The following is a 1117-nucleotide window of genomic DNA, read 5'->3' as shown; positions in this document are numbered from 1 at the left end:
CCGGCGACCGCCTGGATCAACAAACCCACCGACAGCACCGAGGCCAAACTAGCCGCCTAACTCCCACTGGCCTCATCCGGCTTGACAAATTCCGGATTGCGAAGACCGTTGCCTGGTACCGCGAGAACCCAGCGTGAAAGACTGTAGGGATCGCGCGATTCGAATCGGAGATCAAAAATGAAAATGGCCGAATTGAGCGCAGCATCCGCAGTGCCCATCGCGACCATTAAGTACTACCTGCGCGAGGGAATCCTGCCTCTTGGGGATCTGTCCAAACCCAATCAAGCGTCTTACAGTCCAGTGCACGTGGAGCGATTGAATCTCACGCGCGCACTAATCCACACCGGCGGCCTGAGCATCGCTTCCGTCAAACGGGTGCTCGCCTCGATCGACTCTGACGACTCGCTGGCCCAGGTGTTCGAGGTCGCACAAAATACGGTTTCTGTCGAGCCCGACCAGGACAATATCGACCCGCTAGCACTCGCACGGATTGACACACTGACGCAAGAATGGCGAACGTACCCGACAAACCCAGGGCGACTCGAGGCCGCGCGAATCCTCGGGACCCTGGACACACTTCGGATGCCCCTATCGGAGGGGTGGCTTGCGAAATATGCTCAGGCCGCTCTTCTGGCTGCAGAAGCCGACCTGGACGAGGTCGAGACCCGACCGGACCGAGACTCGAAAGCTGAAACAGTCATAATCGGAACGATCCTTGGTGACGCGATGTTCGCCGCACTGCGAAGAGCAGCCCAAGAGCACGAGACATCGCGCCGCTACAACCCACAAGTGGCCGCCGCCGAATCGGGCAGCGGCTCCAACACCGTTGGGGTCGACGCCACCGACTAATCTCCGATGGGTTGCCAACTTGTTCTGAAAGCAGCGCGCACCAAAGAAGTCCCGCCTGTGGCTCTCACTGCGTGAGTGCAATGCCTACAAGCGTCGTTGTCAACAGCGCGTGAGGCACGCACCCCAAGCGCGGGTCACGTCCCACTGAGTGGCGCTGAGTGGCGCTGACCGACGCCCTACGTGTCAAGGTCGAGTGAGGCCAGTACCTAACAGCAAGTTCGCCATTTGACGTAGGGCGAGAATCAGGAATCATCACCATGTCCAGCCA

1 protein-coding gene is annotated in these 1117 nt (G+C 59.4%); it reads left to right on the top strand.

The annotated features are described in order from the left end of the window. Positions 1-177 precede the first annotated feature (177 nt). On the top strand, positions 178-849 hold the full coding sequence (locus IWX77_RS16820; protein WP_334353681.1) for a MerR family transcriptional regulator: 672 nt from the start codon (positions 178-180) through the stop codon (positions 847-849). Positions 850-1117 lie beyond the last annotated feature (268 nt).

This window comes from Cryobacterium sp. CAN_C2, from assembly GCF_015751745.1.
In the GTDB taxonomy this organism is placed as follows: Bacteria; Actinomycetota; Actinomycetes; order Actinomycetales; family Microbacteriaceae; genus Cryobacterium.
The sequence above is the reverse complement of the archived record's forward strand: the minus strand, read 5'-3'. Positions and strand labels throughout refer to the sequence as shown.